This is a genomic window from Pseudomonas sp. efr-133-TYG-5, from assembly GCF_030209175.1.
Lineage (GTDB): Bacteria > Pseudomonadota > Gammaproteobacteria > Pseudomonadales > Pseudomonadaceae > Aquipseudomonas.
In genome coordinates, this window is record NZ_JARVSM010000007.1 from 229,173 (window position 1) to 246,692 (window position 17,520).

Consider the following 17,520-nt stretch of genomic DNA (forward strand, 5'->3'; position numbering starts at 1 on the left):
GGCTGATGTCCCCATCGCTGGCAAGCCAGCGCCCACATGGATCATTGTGTACACAGAGTCTGTATACGGCGCCAATCACTGGGGGAGCTGGCTTGCCAGCGATGAGGCCAGCCGAGCCCATGCATAAACCGGCATGCGGCCGAGGGATCAATCAGCGCAGTTTTTCCAGCATCTGGTAGTACCACATGCCGGCCGCGAGCATCGGATTGCCCAGCAGGTCGCCCATCGGCACGCGGATGTGCGAGCACGCGGCAAACGTGTCGAACTGCTGCATCTGTCCGGTGATCGCCCGGCTCATGATTTCGCCCATGATATGGGTGGTGGCGATGCCGTGGCCGGAGTAGCCCTGGCAGTACCAGACGTTATCCGACAGCTTGCCTAGTTGCGGGATGCGGTTGATGACGATGCCCATCGCGCAGCTCCACTGGTAATCGATTTTCACCCCCTTGAGCGCCGGGAACGTCTGCTCGATGCACGGCCGCAGCTCGCCGGCGATGTCCCGCGAATCCTTGCCGCTGTAGTTGGCGCCGCCGCCGAACAGCAGGCGGCCGTCGGCGGTGAGACGGTAGTAATCGAGGACGAAGCGGCAGTCGTAGACGGCCAGGTCTTCAGGGTTGATCTGCTTTGCCAGCTCACCCAGCGGTTCGGTGGTGACGATGCCGCCCATGGCCGGGAAGATCTTGCCCTTGAGCTGGCCCGGTTCGAGCTTGTGATAGACGTCACCGGCCAACAACACCTGGTTGGCGTCGATCTGGCCATGGGCGGTGCGCACGCCCGGCGTGGCGCCGTGGATGATCTCCAGCACTTCACTGTTTTCGAAGATCAGCGCGCCGAGGCTTTCCGCTGCCCGCGCTTCACCGATGCACAGGTTGAGCGGGTGCAGGTGCATGTTGCGGGTGTTCTTGATCGCGCCGTGATAGAGCTCGCTTTGCAGCAGATCGCGCACCTGGCAGCGGTCGAGCAGGCTGACTTCATCACCCATGCCGCGACGCACGGCTTCGTCGTAGTCGCTGCGCAAACCGGCCATGTGGCTCGGCTTGTAGGCGGCGTGCAAATGGCCGTGCTTGAGGTCGCAATCGATCGCGTATTTCTCGACCCGCTGCTGGATGATTTCGTGGCCGCGCCAGCGCAGGTGCCAGATGAAGTCATCGACCTCATAGCCCAAGGTGTTGCGCATCTGTTTGCGCATCGCGCCGTCACCGGAGAGGCTGCCGGTGACCTGACCACCGTTGCGCCCGGTGGCGCCCCAGCCGATCTTGTGGCTTTCGACGATGGCGACCTTGAGGCCTTTTTCGGCCAGTTCCACGGCGCTGGCGACGCCGGTGAAACCGCCGCCGATGATCACCACGTCGACCTTGTGCCGACCTTGCAGGGTCGGGTAGTCGGTGTCGCGGTTGAGGGTGGCGGTGTAGTAGGAATTGCTGCGTTGAGTCATGTCAGTGTCCAGATCCGGTAGTCGGTGCACGGACCCTGTGGGAGCGGGCTTGCTCGCGAAAGCGATGCGTCAGTCACCTGAAGTGTTGAATGTGACGACGCCTTCGCGGGCAAGCCCGCTCCCACAAGGGGGGAGTTGTGAACGATCAGGCTTCGGTCAGATACCAACGCCAGTCCTGCTCACCCACTTCGGCCATGAACTGCCGGTACTCCGCACGTTTCACTGCCAGGTACACCCCGAGAAACTCCTGCCCCAGCGCATCCCGCGCCCACACCGATTTTTCCAGCGCCGTGAGCGAGGTCAGCCAGTCGGTCGGCAGCAATTCCTTCGCCTGGGCATAACCATTGCCTTGCACCGGCTCGCCCGGATCGATGTCTTCTTTTATCCCGCGATGAATGCCCGCCAGAATCGCCGCGGCCGCCAGATAAGGGTTGGCATCGGCGCCGCAGATGCGGTGCTCGATGTGCCGGGTGTGGGCCGGGCCGCCAGGCACGCGCAGGCTGACGGTACGGTTGTCGACGCCCCAGGTCGGCGCCAGCGGCGCGTAGCTGTTGGCCTGGAAGCGCCGGTAGGAGTTGGCGTTCGGACAGAACAGCAGCAGCGAATCGAGCAGCGAGGCGAGCATGCCGCCAATCGCTGTGCGTAACAGCGGCGTGCCGGCCGGGTCCTCGGCGGCGAACAGATTGTGCCCCGCGCCATCGGCGAGGCTGACGTGCATGTGCATGCCGGTGCCGGCCAGATGATCGAACGGCTTGGCCATGAACGTCGCCTGCATGCCGTGCTTGTGCGCCACGGCTTTGACCAGGCGTTTGTAGCGCACCGCCTGATCCATCGCCGCCAGTGCGTCACCGTGTTCGAGGGTGATTTCCACCTGGCCCGGGGCGTATTCGGAGATGGCCGTGCGTGCCGGAATGCCGTGCAGTTTGCAGGCGCTGTAGAGATCGGCGAGGAACGGTTCGATCTGCTCCAGTTCCCGCAAGCCGTAGACCTGGGTGTGGTGCGGTCGACCGCCGTCGGCATCCAGCGCTGGCTGTGGACGGCCCTGGTGATCGCGCCTGGCGTCGAGCAGATAGAACTCCAGCTCGCAGGCCATCACCGGGTGATAACCCTCGGCCTTGAGGCCGTCGATGACCTTGATCAGCAAGTGGCGCGGGTCGGCGATGCTGGCGGGCAGGCCCTGTTGCGGGTGCATGCTGACCTGGACGGCGGCGGTCGGAATCTGCCGCCACGGCAGGCGCACCAGACTGCCCTCGAGCGGGTAGGCGCGGCAGTCGATGTCGCCGACGTCCCAGACCAGGCCGGAGTTTTCCACGTCCTCGCCGTGCACGGTCAGGCCGAGGATGGTGCTCGGCAACGGGCGACCGCTTTCGTACACGGTGAGCAATTCCTCGCGGTGCAACAGCTTGCCGCGCGGCACGCCGTTGGCGTCGATGATGAACAGCTCGATCATGTCGATGTCGGGGTTTTGCTCAAGAAAATCACGGGCGTCTGCAATGGCTGCGAATTTCATATCAATCACTCACGATGGCGCCGCACAGGCGCGCAGATTCGGGCCGGACGCAGCGCGGCAACAGGCGCAGGCATCCAGGCAGGGAGATCGGGCAAGAGGGGGACTGTCGCGGCGTGTAACGGGCGCGATCAGACGGGCAGGGCGATATCCGGCGGGCGTGCGGAGTGACGCAGCTTGGAACGGCGCAGGGCCATGGGCAGATTGACGATGCGATTCATGCGCAGCCCCTGCGAGAGAGGGCGCACACAGCGGAGACGTTCAACGGTTGGAGTTGTTGTAGTGACGTGCTCATGACGCGTGTTTCCGTTGGCGGAAAACGTCGGTGGCGGGAGTGCCCGCCGACCGGTGTGCCTGGATAGTAAGGGGGAATCCCCGGACAAGTAAACGCCTTATTCCGCCATGACCGGCAGGCGCGCAGGGTCAGCGCAGCAGGTGAAAGCCCAGCCCGATCAGGGCGCAAACGATCAACACCGCGATGACGCCGCGCTTGAAGACAAACAAGGCAAGCGCCGCCGCCACGGCCAGCACCAGGGAAAAAATATCCGCCTGGCCGGCAAACCCCTGGGGCCAGAACACGTGATAGGCGAAGAAGCACGCCAGGTTCAGAATCACCCCGACCACCGCTGCCGTGATCGCCGTCAACGGCGCGGTGAACTGCAGTTCGTTGTGCGTCGACTCCACCAGCGGCCCGCCGGCAAGAATGAACAGGAACGAGGGCAGGAAGGTGAACCAGGTCACCAGCGTCGCCGCCAGCGCGCCGGCCGCGAAGGCGTGCTCCGCACCGAACGCCGGTTGCACGTAGGCACCGACGAAACCGACGAATGCCACCACCATGATCAGCGGCCCCGGTGTGGTTTCGCCCAGGGCGAGGCCGTCGATCATCTGCGTCGGCGTCAGCCAGCCATACTGCCCGACCGCACCCTGGTACACGTAGGGCAGCACGGCGTAGGCGCCGCCGAACGTCAGCAGTGCGGCTTTGGTGAAGAACCAGGCCATTTGCGTGAAGGTCCCGCTCCAGCCGAACAGCGCCGTCAGCAGCGCCATCGGCACGCACCACAGCACCACGCCGATCAGGGCCAGGCGCAGCAATTTCGGCAAGCTGAACCGCGTGTGTTCCAGCGGGGGTGTGTCGTCATCGATCAGCGCCGGGCCGAAGGTCTTGGCGCTGCTGCGCGGGCCGCCGTTGGCGAATCGCGCCGGGGCCAGGCGCCCACCGAGGTAACCGATCAGCGCCGCGCCCAGGACAATCAACGGGAACGGCACGTTGAAGGCAAAAATCGCCACGAACGATGCCCCGGCAATCGCCCACAGCCAACTGTTCTTCAACGCCCTCGAGCCGATGCGATGCGCCGCGTGCAGGACAATCGCGGTGACCGCCGGTTTGATCCCGTAGAAGATCCCGGCCACCACCGGCATATCACCGAAGGCGATGTACAGCCACGACAGCGCAATCAGGATGAACAGCGACGGCAACACAAACAGCCCGCCGGCCAGCACGCCGCCCCAGCTGCGATGCAGCAGCCAGCCGATGTAGGTCGCCAGTTGCTGGGCCTCGGGGCCGGGCAACAGCATGCAGTAGTTGAGGGCGTGGAGGAAACGCCGCTCGGAAATCCAGCGCCGGCGCTCCACCAGCTCCTGGTGCATGATCGCGATCTGCCCGGCCGGACCACCAAAACCGATGCAGCCAAGCTTGAGCCAGAAGGGCCAGGCCTGGCGCAGACTGATGGGGGCGGGGCGCGGTAGGTCCTGCGGTGCTGTGCTCAAAGGCGGCTCCTGGGTCGGTGCTGGCGGAGCCGTTATCTAAGCAGGTTTTTGTTTAACCGTGGTGTCCGGCGTGGCCCTCACTCCAGCCCTTTTCTAAGGGAGAGGGCCAGGAGCAGTTTGATGTTCAGGTGGGCGCCAGGCTCCAGCGCAACGCCGCGTCCTGATCGCTCTGGCGGGCATCGACCCAATGCGAACCCGCGGGCGTGGTCTCACGCTTCCAGAACGGCGCGCGGGTCTTGAGCAGGTCCATGATGAACGCGCAGGCCGCGAACGCCACCTGCCGATGCTGGCTGCTGACGCCGACGAAAACGATCGGCTCGCTGACCGCCAGCGCTCCGACCCGATGCACGATTTCCACCCCCAGCAACGGCCAGCGTTCGCGAGCCTGCGCGGCGATCTGTTCGAGGGCTTTCTCGGTCATTCCCGGATAATGCTCGAGGAACAACTCCCGCACCGGCTGGCCGATGTTCAGGTCGCGCACGTAGCCGATGAAAGTCACCAGCGCACCGACCTGCGGATTGCGTGCGTGCAGATCGGCCGTCAACTGCGCGATGTCGAAGCGTTTGTACTGGACGCGAATCGTCATGCCTCAACCCCCGGTGACCGGTGGGAAAAAGGCGATTTCGTCAAAATCCTCGATCGGCTGATCGGTCTGGCAAAGCTCCTGATTGACCGCGCACATCAGGTTGCCGGCGCCGAGCACGTCCTGCCACACCGTGCCGCGCGCCATGAGCATTTGCCGCACATCCTCGACGCAGGTGAAGGCGTCGCTAGCGGCGATTTTCTCGCCACCGAGGTTGAGGCGGTCACGGTAGCTGGCGAAGTAGTTGATCAGGATCATTGCGCGTTCTGCCATTGAAAGTGGCCGCTGTGGCCGCCCTGTTTACTGAGCAGGCGGATGTCGCCGATGACCATGGCCCGATCCACCGCCTTGCACATGTCGTAAAGGGTCAGCGCAGCGACGCTGGCGGCGGTCAGGGCTTCGAGCTCGACACCGGTCTGGCCGGTGAGGCGGCAGGTGCTGGTGATCTGCACACGGTCCGGTGCGCGGGCCGTCAGTTCGACGTGAATCGAGCTGAGCAGCAACGCGTGGCACAGCGGGATCAGCTCATGCGTACGCTTGGCTGCCTGAATCCCGGCAATCCGCGCCACGGCGAACACGTCGCCCTTGGGGTGGCCGTGGGCCTGGATCAACTGCAGCGTCTCGGGGCGCATCTGCACCCAGGCCTGCGCCGTGGCTTCGCGGCGGGTGGCGGCTTTGTCGCCGACATCGACCATGTTGGCGCGGCCCTGGTCGTCGAGGTGGGTGAGGGTGTCGCTCATGGCTGAAGCTCCTGGATCGGGCTGTAAATGCGCGGGGCATGGCGGTGCGGAACGTGGATCAGGTTCAGGTGGTGCTGGCGCGCCCAACGCACGGTCAGTGCGGTGGGGGCGGACAGGCTGACCAGGGTGCCGAGGCGGGCGCGCACGGCTTTGTGGATCAGCTCGAGGCTGCAGCGGCTGGTGACTACGACGAAGCCTTCGCGGCTGTCGATCGCGTCGCACTGCAGGGCGCCGATCAACTTGTCGAGGGCGTTGTGCCGGCCGATGTCTTCACGGCACAGCAGGGCGTTACCGGCACCATCGAAATACAGCGCGGCGTGCAGGGCGCCGCTGCTGCGGGCCAGCTGCTGGGCCTGTTCGATGCGCTGGCGAATGCCGTCGAAATGCTGCGCCGGCGGGAGCGCCGAGGGTGGCAGGATCGGCAGCTGCGGCAGGGCCTGCTGCAGCGCTTCGACGCCGCAAATGCCGCAACCGCTGATGCCGGTCATCTGCCGGCGGTGATCCTTGAGCGCCCAGAACGCGCGGTTGGAAATCTGCACGTCAGCCTGACAGGCCTGATCGCCATGGCTCAGGCGGATGTCGTAGATCTCGTCGACGCTGTCGATGATCGCGTTGCTCAAGCTGAAGCCGCGGATGAAGTCTTCGAGGTTGCCGGGCGAGACCATCATCACCGCCTGGCTCAGGCCGTTGAAGGTGATCGCCAGGGCGATTTCCGCAGCGAGCGGCGCATGAGAGAGCCCGGCGTCCGCCAGGTATTCGCGAAACGCCACCGCTGACGGTTGCGGTGCGGGCGCGTTGGCATCGCCCGATTCGACAGTTGAATCACCGTGACACAGCATCTTGAAAAGTCCCGCAGCGCTGAAGTGCATTCAGGCTACGGGGGCGTTGAAAGTGCGTCCAATCGCTTGTTCTGATCTGCTGATCGGCTTGGTCGATCAGCGCGTCCAGAGGCCGGCGCCAGTCAGGCCTGGCTGCTTCGCGAGTGGCTCGCTCGCACTTTGAAGTGCGTTTTACCGGGGAGCGAACCTGCGTGCGAAGACGATCCTGCAGCCAGCATCACCTAGGCATCAGGCGCCTCGATCCCGAACAGTTTGCGCGCCTCGGCAAAGCATTTCTCGGCAATCGCCGAGCGCGGCTCGGTCTTGCGCATGACCAGCCCCAGCGGCGCGAGGACGCTGGCGTCCGGCAGGTTGATGAAGGCCAGGTGCTCGATCGGTTCCTGCAAGCCACTGTCCAGCGGCATGATCGAGCAGCAGAAGCCCTGGTGGATCGCCTGCAGCAGCTGGTAGGTCGAGTCGCTTTCCAGGATCGGCTGCGGATTGAGCCCGCGGCTGCGGAAGCTCAGGTCGATGGATTTGCGGTAGTGCATGCCGTTGCTGATCATTCCCAGCGGCAGTTCGGCGGCGTCTTCCCAGCTCATTTCCGGGCCGTCGAAATGGAAGTGGCGGGTATCGTAGAGCAGGCCGACGCGGGTTTCGCCGATCTCGAAGAACTCGAAATAGTTCGGATTGACGTGATCCAGGTAGCACACGCCGAGGTCCAGCTGGTTGTTGCCCAGGCCCTCGATGATCTCGTCCGAACTCAGCGACGACAGGCTGTATTTGAGTTCGGCAAACGTGCCGTGCAGGCCTTGAATGTAATTCACCGGATTGAAATTGCTCAGCGGCACCAGGCCCAGGCGCAGGCTGCCGACCAGTTGCCCGCGACAGGCCGCGGCCTCGGCGAACAGGCCGTCATGCGCCGCCAGCAGGGTGCGGGCCCAGGCCAGGACCCGTTCGCCGGCCTGGGTGAAACCTTCGAAGCGCTGGCCACGGTTGACCAGCACCAGGTCCAGTTCGTCTTCGAGATTGCGCAGGCGCATCGACAGGGTTGGCTGGGTGATGTGGCAACGCGCGGCCGCTTGGCCGAAGTGGCGGGTTTCATCCAGCGCGATCAGGAACTTGAGTTGTTTGATGTCCACGAAGGCACCTGCCTGGTTTCGAATATTGATTGAGTATTGACGCGGATGCGCACGGCGCACGAAAAGCGCAGGGTGCGACGATCCCACCAAGTGCGCCATTCGTCCAATCGTTCGTGTTTACGAGGTTATCGAGGCCTTCGATGAGGCCCGGTTCCATTGGCCTTGAGCGCACCTGAAAGTGCGCGAACGGCAGCGATAGAGCGCCTCGATAATGCGGTTGGTTAGAGTGATTAGACAGTACCGACAAGCGCCACTTAGGCTCTGGCGAATTGAATCGAAAACTGCCGGAGATTGCCGTGAGCGTTAAATCGGATGCCTTGTTTGTGCCCCTGAATATGGCCGTGCTGACGGTCAGCGATACCCGTGATTACGCCAGCGATACCTCCGGGCAATTACTGGTCAGCCGTCTGCTCGAGGCCGGCCATACCCTCAGCGAGCGCAACCTGCTCAAGGACGACCTGTACAAGATCCGCGCCCAGGTCGCCCAGTGGATCGCCGACGAGAGCATTCAGGTCGTGCTGATCACGGGCGGCACCGGATTCACCGGTCGCGACAGCACCCCGGAAGCCGTGGCCTGCCTGCTCGACAAACAGATCGACGGCTTCGGCGAGCTGTTCCGCGCCATTTCGATTCTCGACATCGGCACCTCCACCGTACAAAGCCGCGCGCTGGCCGGGTTGGCCAACGGCACACTGGTGTGCTGCCTGCCGGGCTCGACCGGAGCCTGCCGCACCGCATGGGAAGGCATCCTCGCCGAGCAACTGGACAACCGCCATCGTCCGTGCAATTTCGTCCCGCACCTGAAAGCCGTACAAGCCTGCGGGCCACGCGGATGAGCCGTGCAGCGTTGATGCCGGTCGAGGACGCGCTCGACCAATTGCTGGCGATGGCCAGCGAGCAACGCCTGCCCGACAGTGAGTCGCTACCGCTCAGTGCGGCGCGCGGGCGGGTGCTGGCCAGTGATCTGGTGGCGACGCTGGATCTGCCGCCCTGGCCGAACAGCGCCATGGACGGCTACGCCCTGAACCTGGCCGATCTGCACCGCCAGCCCCTGAAGGTGTCGCAGAAAGTCTATGCCGGCCTCGCGCCGGATGCGTTGTTGCCCGGCACGTGTGCGCGGATTTTCACCGGTGCGCCAGTGCCGCCCGGGGCCAATTGCGTGCAGATGCAGGAAAACGTCGAGGTGCTGGAGGACGGCCGCGTGCGCTTCCTGCAGCCGCTGAAGCTCGGCCAGAACATTCGCGCCCAGGGGCAGGAGAACCGCGCTGGCGACACGCTCCTGCGCGCCGGCAAACGCCTGGGCCCGTTCGAACTGGCGGTCGCGGCGGCGCAGGGCATCACGCACCTGCATGTGGTGCGGCGCGCACGCGTGGCGTTGCTGTCTACCGGGGATGAACTGGTCGAGCCGGGCCAGCCGTTGCGTCCGGGCAGCATCTATAACAGCAACCGGGTGTTGCTAGCCCATTGGCTGGACGCGCTCGGCTGCGAGGTGATCGACGCCGGCATCCTGCCGGATCGTCCGGCGCAGACGCGGCTCAAGCTTGAGCAACTGCAAGTGGCTGCCGATCTGATTCTGACTACCGGCGGTGTCTCCGCCGGCGATGCCGATTGCCTCGGTCAGGTTCTGCGCGACAGCGGTAGACCGCTGCTGTGGAAACTGGCGATTAAGCCAGGCAAGCCACTGACAGTGGGGCATTTCGGCACGGTGCCGGTGATCGGTCTGCCGGGCAATCCGACCTCGGCACTGGTGACCTTCGGCCTCCTGGCGCGCCCTTATCTGCTGCGCATTCAAGGCGTGCAAGACGTCATGCCGCTGAGTCTCACGGTCACCGCCGGTTTCGCCTGGCCCAAGCCTGGGAGCCGCCGCGAGTACCTGCGCGTGCGCCTGGAGGCCGGCAGCGCAATGCTCTATCCGAACCAGAGCTCGGGCGTTCTGCTCGGCGCGACCTGGGCCGATGGCCTGGTGGAAATCCCCGAACTCAGCACGCACAACGTGGGTGATGCGTTGCGGTTCATCCCTTTCAACGAACTCTTCTGACGCCAGCATCAACGGCTCGCAGCCGGCGGCAGCGCCTACACCGGAATGCGTACTCCTGTAGGAACTGCCGCAGGCTGCGAGTTTTTTGTTGCCGTGTTATCGCTGGCAAGCCAGTTCCTGCAAGGGAATTCGCTGGCGGGTTGGGTGGGGCGCGATCAGCTGAGCACGTAGTCCACCGGTTTCAGTACCGGCGGCAAGTCTGTCACGCCCAATTCGGCGAGGATGTCGCGCTCGAGGGTGCGCACCAGTGCATCGGTGGGCAGGTCGTTTTCGTCGCGGCCGAACGGGTCTTCCAGTTCATCGGCAATCGCGTCGAGGCCAAAGAAGGTGTAGCTGACGATGGCGGTGAACAGCGGCGTCAGCCATCCCAGCGGCTCGGCCATGGCGAACGGCAGGAGGATGCAGAACAGGTAGATGGTGCGATGCAGCAGCAAGGTATAGGGGAAGGGCAGCGGCGTGTTCTTGATCCGCTCGCACACCGCTTGCGCCTGGGTGAGGCTGGTCAGGTGGTTGGCCAGCAGCATGTAGCGCCACTCCGTCAGCTCGCCGCTCTGGTGCAGGTCGGAACATTGCTGACCGACGTTTTGCAGAATTCGCCCGCTGTAATCCGGCACGTCGGCGTGCGGTGCCGGCGTGAGCCACTGGCTGCTCGCCGTGGCTTCGCTCTCCTTGCGCAACCGCGCATTGAGGGCGTGGGCGAAGCCGCAGAGGTTGAGCAGCATCGGCCGGCGCTGCAGCGATTCGCGGATGACGTGGGTTTCGCGGATCAGTGAGCGGATGTGCACGATCACCTCGCCCCAGGCCTTGCGCGCTTCGTACCAGCGGTCGTAGCAGGCGTTGTTGCGGAAATTCATGAAGATCGACAGCGACAGGCCGAGCAGCGTGAAGGGGGTGGCGTTGACCTTGGTGAAGTTGCTCGGGTGGAGCATTTCCACCAGCACAATGGCCGAGGCCAGCAGTGTGACCATCAGGGTGCGCAGGGCGATGCGCTTGGCGATCGAGCCCTTGAGGGTGAAGAGGACCGCGAATTGATTGACCTTGGGTCTGATGATCATGCTGTGTGATTCCGGTTACGCACGGGGTGGCGGTTCAGCCACCGGTCATGTTCATGAAGCGAACCACTTGCACGTCGTCGTTCACTTCAAAGTTGTGCCGATAGGGCTTGAGCTTCATCGCCTCGATAATGGCTTTCTCCAGCCGTTGCGGTTGGCCCGGATGGGCGCGCAGCACGGCTTTCAGATCCACGGCATGTTCGTTCCCCAGACACAGCAGCAGGCGGCCCTCGACGGTCAGGCGCACGCGGTTGCAGGTGCCGCAGAAATTGTGGCTGTGCGGCGAAATGAAGCCCAGGCGAATGTTCGGCGCCTGCGCCAGCCGCCAGTAGCGCGACGGCCCCTGCGTCGACTCGGCGGAGTCGATCAGGGTATAGCGTTCGGCGATCCTTTCCCGCACTTGCGCGCTGGAGAAGAACGACTCGGCGCGGCTGTGTTCGCTGATGATGCCCAGGGGCATTTCCTCGATGAAGGAGATATCCAGGTCGCGGTCGATGGCGAAGCGCACCAGGTCGTTGATCTCGTGATCGTTGCGCCCCTGCATCACCACGCAGTTGAGTTTAGTGCGGGTGAAACCGGCCGCACGCGCCGCGTCGATGCCGTTGATCACCTGCGCCAGGTCACCGGTACGGGTCATCTGCCGGAAGCGTTCGGGGTCGAGGCTGTCGAGGCTGACGTTGAGGCGCTTGACCCCGGCGTCGAACAGCGGCGCAGCGAGTTTGCCCAACTGCGAGCCATTGGTGGTCAGGCACAGTTCGCGCAGGCCGGGCAGGGCGGCGATCTGCGCGCACAGCTTGACCACGCCGGGGCGAATCAGCGGTTCGCCACCCGTGAGGCGAATCTTGCGCGTGCCCAGCGCGACAAAGCTCTGCGCCAGTTGGTAGATCTCTTCCAGCGTCAGCACTTGTTGCCGCGGCAGGAACTGCATGTCTTCGGCCATGCAATAGACGCAACGAAAGTCGCAGCGGTCGGTGACCGACATGCGCAGATAGTCGACGCGGCGGTTGTAACCATCGATCAAGACGCGCTCTGACATGACAGCCTCGCTCGGACAAGAAACACCGCGGTTAACGGTGGGAGTTGGCGCAGGTTAGGGACAACTTTCCAAGCCGTCCAATCACTATTAATGAATAGCTGATTGATGGGCTCGATGATGAACTTTCTTTACCCTCTGATGGCCGCGTTAGTTTTGCAAGTGGCCGAATTCAAAGGGTTTTTATCCGTGATAGAGGCTTTCGATAGTGTAGTCATAAATAGCGATTAGACAATGTTTTGCAGCGGTTCCTATCCTTGCCCCGGCAAATCGAACGACGGCTTTTTGCAAGTGAAAGTCAGTCGTCGCTAATTAAATCCGATCAGGTTCCTGCCTGTGTGCATCGTCATGGAGATGTCCCATGTCACAAGTCGACCGTTATAAACCCTACAAGGGCGCCGCTGCGGGCTGGGGGGCTGTCATCGCCCTGACCAAGACCTGGCTGGGCAGTGAGAACGCCCTGAAAAACATCCGTGCCATGCTCAAGACCAACCAGAACGGCGGCTTCGACTGCCCGGGTTGCGCCTGGGGCGAAGCGCCCGGCGCGAGCATGCTCAAGTTCTGCGAGAACGGCGCCAAAGCGGTCAACTGGGAAGCCACCGGGCGCCTGGTCGATCCGGCATTCTTTAACAAGTACACGGTGTCGAGCCTGGCCGAGCAGAGCGATTACTGGCTCGAATACCAGGGCCGCCTGACCCATCCGATGCGCTACGACGCACGGGTCGACCGCTACGTGGAAATCAGCTGGGACGACGCCTTTGCGCTGATCGCCGAACACCTCAAGGGCCTGTCGTCGCCGCACCAGGCCGAGTTCTACACCTCGGGCCGCGCCAGCAACGAAGCGGCGTTTCTCTACCAGTTGTTCGTTCGCGCCTACGGCACCAACAACTTCCCCGACTGCTCGAACATGTGCCACGAAGCCAGCGCGGTGAGCATGGGCGAAACCCTGGGCGTGGGCAAAGGCACGGTGGTCTACGAGGATCTGCATCACGCCGACGCGATTTTCGTCATCGGCCAGAACCCCGGCACCAACCATCCGCGCATGCTCGAACCGCTGCGGGAAGCGGTGAAGCGTGGCGCTCAGGTGGTGTGCATCAACCCGCTCAAGGAGCGCGGTCTGGAGCGTTTCCAGAATCCGCAGAACCCGCTGGAAATGCTCAGCAACGGCTGGGAAGCGACCAACACCGCGTATTTCCGCCCGGCGCTGGGCGGCGACATGGCGATGATTCGCGGCATGGTCAAATTCCTTCTGCAGTGGGAGCGTGAAGCCCAGGCCAGCGGCGGCGAAGCGCTGTTCGACCACGCTTTCATCGCCGAACACACCACGGGCCTGGACAGTTACCTGGCCGAAGTCGATGCCACCAGCTGGGCGCACATCGTCGAGCAGTCCGGCGTGCCGTTGCACGACATCGAACTGGCGGCGCGCATGTATGCCCGCGCCAAGAGCGTGATCATGTGCTGGGCCATGGGCCTGACCCAACATGTGCACTCGGTGCCGACCTTGCAGGAAGTCATCAACCTGCAGCTGCTGCGCGGCAACGTCGGCCGGCCGGGCGCCGGTCTGTCGCCAGTGCGCGGTCACAGTAACGTGCAGGGCGACCGCACCATGGGCATCAACGAGCTGGCGCCGAAAGAGCTGATGGATGCCCTGGAAAAACGCTTCAACTTCAAGGTGCCGCGCCTGCACGGGCACAACACGGTGATGGCGATTGGCGCCATGGAACGTGGCGAGGCCAAGGTGTTCATCGGCCTGGGCGGCAACTTCGCCCAGGCCACGCCGGACACTCCGCGCACTCACGCGGCGATGCGCAAGCTCGACCTGACCGTGCACATATCCACCAAGCTCAACCGCAGCCACCTGGTGACCGGGCGTGACGCGCTGATCCTGCCGTGCCTCGGTCGTACCGACATCGACATCCAGGCCGAAGGCCCGCAAGGCGTGACCGTGGAAGACACGTTCAGCATGGTGCATCTGTCGTTCGGTCAGTTGAAACCGAAGTCGGCGCACTTGAAGTCCGAGCCAGCGATCATCGCCGGCATTGCCGCCGCCACCCTGGGCAAGCACCCGATCGACTGGGAATGGGCCGTGGGCGATTACGGGCGCATTCGCAACCTGATCGCCGACGTGATTCCCGGCTTCGAGAACTTCAACGAAAAACTGCTGACGCCCGGTGGTTTCCACCTCGGCAACGATGCCGCCGACCGGGTCTGGAACACCGCCAGCGGCAAGGCCCAGTTCACCCCGTGCGTGCTGCCCGAGCACTTGATCAGCGCAGGCGTGCGCAACCTGCCGGTCAAGCCGCACCTGATCCTGCAGACCATGCGTTCCCACGATCAGTACAACACCACGCTGTACGGTCTCGACGACCGTTATCGCGGGGTCTACGGCATGCGCGACGTGATCTTCGCCAACGAGCAGGACATCCAGCGACTCGGTTTCGAACCGGGGCAGAAGGTCGACCTGGTGGCGCTGTGGGATGACGAGCGCGAGCGCCGGGTCAGCGGCTTCACCCTGATCGCCTACGACATTCCGCCGGGGCAGGCCGCGGCGTACTACCCGGAAACCAACCCGCTGGTGCCGCTGGAAAGTTACGGCGAGCGCACTTACACGCCGACCTCGAAGTTCGTCGCCATCCGCCTCGAGGCCGCGGCGGCGAGCAACCTGATCCCGTCGTCGGTGGCGTAACCGGCGACGGCGACATCCCCCCGCGATAACACCATTGACTGGCTGCAGGCGTTCGCGCCTGGCGGTGGCCCGACCGTGTGCTGCCGCTTTTCAGCCCTGATGAGGACATCATCATGCTTAACCTGGAGGCACTGGACCTGGCGCGCATTCAATTCGCGTTCACGGTTTCGTTCCATATCATTTTTCCGGCGATCACCATCGGCCTGGCGAGTTTCCTGGCGGTGCTCGAAGGCGTGTGGCTGAAAACCCACAACGACACGTACCGTGATCTCTACCATTTCTGGTCGAAGATCTTCGCCGTCAACTTCGGCATGGGCGTGGTATCCGGGCTGGTCATGGCGTATCAGTTCGGCACCAACTGGAGCGGGTTTTCCGACTTCGCCGGTGCCGTTACCGGGCCGTTGCTGACCTATGAAGTGCTGACGGCGTTCTTTCTCGAGGCCGGGTTCCTCGGGGTCATGCTGTTCGGCTGGAACCGCGTCGGTCGGGGCCTGCACTTCTTCGCCACGGTGATGGTCGCCATCGGCACGCTGATCTCGACGTTCTGGATTCTTGCCTCCAACAGCTGGATGCAGACGCCGCAGGGCTTCGCAATCGTTGACGGCCGAGTGATGCCGCTGGACTGGCTGGCCATCGTGTTCAACCCGTCGTTCCCGTTCCGCCTGGCGCACATGGCGATTGCCGCGTTCGTCGCCACGGCGTTCTTCGTCGGCTCGTCGGCGGCCTGGCATCTGCTGCGCGGCAACGACACGGCGCCGGTACGCAAAATGTTTTCCATGGCGTTGTGGATGGCGCTGATCGTGGCGCCGATCCAGGCGCTGGTCGGTGACGCCCATGGCCTGAACACACTGGAGCATCAACCGGCGAAAATCGCCGCCATCGAAGGCCACTGGGACAACGCCGATAACGGGCCGAGCCCGCTGGTGCTGTTCGGCCTCCCGGACATGCAGGCGGAAAAGACCCGGTACGCAATCGAGATTCCCTACCTCGGCAGCCTGATCCTGACCCACAGCCTCGACAAGCAGATCCCGGCACTCAAGAGCTTCCCGAAAGAGGACCGGCCGAATTCGACCATCATCTTCTGGAGCTTTCGCGTGATGGCCGGGCTGGGCCTGTTGATGATTCTGGTAGGGCTGCTGGGACTGGCGCTGCGGCGCAACGGCAAGGTCTACCGCCATCGCGGCTTCCAGCGCCTGGTGCTGCTGATGGGGCCGAGTGGTCTGATTGCGCTGCTCGCCGGCTGGATCACCACTGAAGTCGGGCGTCAGCCGTGGGTGGTGTACGGCCTGATGCGCACGCACGACGCCGCGTCCCATCACTCGGTGGCACAGATGAGCACGTCGCTGGCGCTGTTCGTGGTGATCTATTGCTCGGTGTTCACCGTGGGCATCGGCTACATGATGAAACTGGTGAGCAAGGGCCCGCAGCCGCATCACGAGCATCCTCCGGCAGGCGACGCCACGCAGACCCCGCGCCGGCCACTATCGGCGGCCACCACCAGCCTCGAATCCGCCGCCCGGACCCACTGAAAAAGGAGCATTGAGTCATGGCTATTCAAGGTATCGATCTCTCGTTGATCTGGGGCGTGATCATCGCCTTCGGGGTGATGATGTACGTGATCATGGACGGCTTCGACCTCGGTCTGGGCATCCTCTTCCCGCTGATCGCCGACGAGCAGGAACGCGACGTGATGATGAACACCGTCGCGCCGGTCTGGGACGGTAACGAGACGTGGCTGGTACTTGGCGGCGCGGCGCTGTATGGCGCGTTTCCGCTGGCCTACGGGGTGATTCTGGAAGCGCTGTACCTGCCGCTGGTGCTGATGCTCTGCGGTCTGATTTTCCGCGGCGTGGCGTTCGAGTTCCGCTTCAAGTCGTCGCCGCAGAAGCGTCACTGGTGGGACAAGGCCTTCATCGGCGGTTCGCTGCTGGCGACGTTCGCCCAGGGCGTGGTGATCGGCGCGTATGTCTCGGGCATACCGGTGGTCGATCGACAGTTTGCCGGCGGCGGCCTCGACTGGCTGGCACCGTTCCCGCTGGTCTGCGGCGTGGGTCTGGTGGTGGCTTACGCATTGCTCGGCAGCACCTGGCTGCTGGTCAAGACCGAAGGCATGCTGGAGTCGCGGATGCGTCACTACAGCCGTCCGCTGGCCTGGTTGCTGCTGGCGATGGTGCTGGTGATCGGGGGGTGGACGTTACACCTGCATCCGCAACTGGCCGCGCGCTGGTTCAACGCTGCGCACTTGACCGTGTTTGCCGGCCTGGTGGTGTTGGCCCTGCTGGCGCTGTTCGGCCTGCTGCGTTCGCTGCGCCAGCGCCACACGCACTGGCCGTTCGTGTTCACCCTGGTGCTGATGTTCCTCGGCTACATCGGCCTGGCACTGAGCATCTGGCCGAACATCATCCCGCCGTCAGTCAGCCTGTGGGCGGCGGCATCCCCGGCCAGCAGCCAGTTGTTCGCCCTGATCGGCGCGCTGTTCATCCTGCCGGTGATCCTGATGTACACCTGCTGGAGCTACTACGTGTTCCGCGGCAAAGTGAGGATTGGCGATGGCTACCATTGATAACCGCGAAGTGAAATCTGCCCGCTGGTACCAGCGTCTTGGCTGGTTGCTGCTGATCTGGTTCGCCAGCGTGGGGGCGCTGGCAGTGGTGGCGAGCCTGCTGAAACTGGCGATGTACGCCGCCGGAATGAGAACCCACTGACAAAAAAAACCGCA

16 protein-coding genes are annotated in these 17,520 nt (G+C 63.8%); 6 read left to right on the forward strand and 10 right to left on the reverse strand.

Going from position 1 to position 17,520, the window contains the following annotated elements; all coding sequences use genetic code 11:
- Positions 1-151 precede the first annotated feature (151 nt).
- The 8 genes from QRN70_RS23025 to QRN70_RS23060 all read right to left on the reverse strand — a co-directional run bounded on the left by QRN70_RS23025 (position 152) and on the right by QRN70_RS23060 (position 7,992).
- Positions 152-1,435 (reverse strand): NAD(P)/FAD-dependent oxidoreductase, encoded by a 1,284-nt coding sequence (locus tag QRN70_RS23025; RefSeq protein WP_285420183.1) that lies wholly within the window; start codon positions 1,433-1,435, stop codon positions 152-154.
- A 145-nt stretch (positions 1,436-1,580) separates the two neighbouring features.
- Positions 1,581-2,945, reverse strand: a complete 1,365-nt coding sequence (locus QRN70_RS23030) for a glutamine synthetase family protein (RefSeq protein WP_285420184.1) — start codon at positions 2,943-2,945, stop codon at positions 1,581-1,583.
- A 420-nt stretch (positions 2,946-3,365) separates the two neighbouring features.
- The gene (chrA, locus tag QRN70_RS23035; RefSeq protein ID WP_285420185.1) at positions 3,366-4,709 is read right to left on the reverse strand and encodes a chromate efflux transporter; all 1,344 of its coding nucleotides are present in this window, start codon (positions 4,707-4,709) and stop codon (positions 3,366-3,368) included.
- Positions 4,710-4,833: 124 nt separating this feature from the next.
- Positions 4,834-5,295: a molybdopterin synthase catalytic subunit MoaE gene (gene moaE / locus QRN70_RS23040; protein ID WP_285420186.1), complete on the reverse strand. Its 462-nt coding sequence runs from the start codon at positions 5,293-5,295 to the stop codon at positions 4,834-4,836.
- Positions 5,296-5,298: 3 nt separating this feature from the next.
- A complete protein-coding gene (locus QRN70_RS23045) occupies positions 5,299-5,550 on the reverse strand; it encodes a MoaD/ThiS family protein (RefSeq protein ID WP_285420187.1) in 252 nt (83 codons plus the stop codon).
- A complete protein-coding gene (gene moaC, locus QRN70_RS23050; protein WP_285420188.1) occupies positions 5,547-6,032 on the reverse strand; it encodes a cyclic pyranopterin monophosphate synthase MoaC in 486 nt (161 codons plus the stop codon). The genes QRN70_RS23045 and moaC overlap by 4 nt, the downstream gene beginning before the upstream one ends.
- Positions 6,029-6,871: a formate dehydrogenase accessory sulfurtransferase FdhD gene (gene fdhD / locus QRN70_RS23055; RefSeq protein WP_285420189.1), complete on the reverse strand. Its 843-nt coding sequence runs from the start codon at positions 6,869-6,871 to the stop codon at positions 6,029-6,031. Before fdhD ends, moaC begins: the two co-directional genes overlap by 4 nt.
- A gap of 221 nt (positions 6,872-7,092) precedes the next feature.
- Complete coding sequence (locus tag QRN70_RS23060) at positions 7,093-7,992, reverse strand: LysR family transcriptional regulator (RefSeq protein ID WP_285420190.1); 900 nt, start codon at positions 7,990-7,992, stop codon at positions 7,093-7,095.
- Positions 7,993-8,288: 296 nt separating this feature from the next.
- Between QRN70_RS23060 and moaB the strand changes: the two genes are divergently transcribed.
- Both moaB and QRN70_RS23070 read left to right on the forward strand, forming a co-directional pair.
- Complete coding sequence (gene moaB / locus QRN70_RS23065) at positions 8,289-8,828, forward strand: molybdenum cofactor biosynthesis protein B (RefSeq protein ID WP_285420191.1); 540 nt, start codon at positions 8,289-8,291, stop codon at positions 8,826-8,828.
- Positions 8,825-10,030 carry a molybdopterin molybdotransferase MoeA gene (locus tag QRN70_RS23070; RefSeq protein WP_285420192.1) on the forward strand — a complete coding sequence of 402 codons (1,206 nt, stop codon included), beginning with the start codon at positions 8,825-8,827 and terminating at the stop codon, positions 10,028-10,030. The genes moaB and QRN70_RS23070 overlap by 4 nt, the downstream gene beginning before the upstream one ends.
- Before the next feature lie 155 nt (positions 10,031-10,185).
- Here the strand turns inward: QRN70_RS23070 and QRN70_RS23075 are convergent, their stop codons facing one another.
- Positions 10,186-11,085, reverse strand: a complete 900-nt coding sequence (locus QRN70_RS23075; RefSeq protein ID WP_285420193.1) for a bestrophin family protein — start codon at positions 11,083-11,085, stop codon at positions 10,186-10,188.
- A gap of 34 nt (positions 11,086-11,119) precedes the next feature.
- A complete protein-coding gene (gene moaA, locus QRN70_RS23080; protein ID WP_285420194.1) occupies positions 11,120-12,118 on the reverse strand; it encodes a GTP 3',8-cyclase MoaA in 999 nt (332 codons plus the stop codon).
- A gap of 358 nt (positions 12,119-12,476) precedes the next feature.
- On the opposite strand from moaA, the gene QRN70_RS23085 reads away from it, so the two are divergent.
- The 4 genes from QRN70_RS23085 (at position 12,477) to QRN70_RS23100 (ending at position 17,506) form a co-directional block, all read left to right on the forward strand.
- A complete protein-coding gene (locus tag QRN70_RS23085) occupies positions 12,477-14,801 on the forward strand; it encodes an FdhF/YdeP family oxidoreductase (RefSeq protein ID WP_285420195.1) in 2,325 nt (774 codons plus the stop codon).
- 113 nt (positions 14,802-14,914) lie between these two features.
- Positions 14,915-16,330 (forward strand): cytochrome ubiquinol oxidase subunit I, encoded by a 1,416-nt coding sequence (locus QRN70_RS23090; RefSeq protein ID WP_285420196.1) that lies wholly within the window; start codon positions 14,915-14,917, stop codon positions 16,328-16,330.
- Positions 16,331-16,347: 17 nt separating this feature from the next.
- Positions 16,348-17,364 carry a cytochrome d ubiquinol oxidase subunit II gene (gene cydB / locus QRN70_RS23095; RefSeq protein WP_285420197.1) on the forward strand — a complete coding sequence of 339 codons (1,017 nt, stop codon included), beginning with the start codon at positions 16,348-16,350 and terminating at the stop codon, positions 17,362-17,364.
- Positions 17,351-17,506 (forward strand): DUF2474 domain-containing protein, encoded by a 156-nt coding sequence (locus QRN70_RS23100; protein ID WP_285420198.1) that lies wholly within the window; start codon positions 17,351-17,353, stop codon positions 17,504-17,506. The genes cydB and QRN70_RS23100 overlap by 14 nt, the downstream gene beginning before the upstream one ends.
- The last annotated feature ends 14 nt before the right edge of the window (positions 17,507-17,520 follow it).